Origin of the sequence: Corallococcus praedator, from assembly GCF_003612125.1 — a bacterium.
Classification (GTDB): domain Bacteria; phylum Myxococcota; class Myxococcia; order Myxococcales; family Myxococcaceae; genus Corallococcus; species Corallococcus praedator.
The window spans coordinates 1-472 of sequence record NZ_RAWI01000914.1; the positions used below are offsets into that span (position 1 = coordinate 1).

Below are 472 nucleotides of genomic sequence, written 5' to 3' on the forward strand. Positions count from 1 at the left end.
CGGTCATGCGGGCGCTCGACAACGCGGCGACCATCACCGGGACCGCCGGCGCCATCGTCATCGACGACCCTTGGGTGCCGGGCCGCGACGCGCCCCCCTCGGACGCGACGATCCGGGTCCGGCGCGGCGGCGAGGAGACGGTGGAGCGCCTCGCCTGCCCCGAGCAGCTCTTCGTGTTCGAGGCGCGCATGGCGACGCGGGCCGTGGCCGAGGGGGCGCTCGAGGCGCCCCACCCCGCCGCGAGCCACGCCGACTCGCTCGGCAACGCCCGCACCCTAGACCGCTGGCGCGCCTGCCTCGGCTACAAGGTCGCGAGCGAGCGTCGGGCGACGAGCCGCGCCCTGCCCCGGGTCCTGCCCCCGGGGCTCCCACCGGTGCCGACGGTGGCGATCCCCGGGCTCGACCGGCCGGTGTCGCAGCTGATCCTGGGGTGCGACAACCGCGACACGCTGGCCGAGGGCGCCGTCGTCTG

At 77.3% G+C, this 472-nt stretch carries 1 protein-coding gene; it reads left to right on the forward strand.

The annotated features are described in order from the left end of the window. On the forward strand, positions 1–472 hold a 472-nt coding region (locus D7Y13_RS46315), incomplete at both ends, for a hypothetical protein (RefSeq protein ID WP_208734598.1).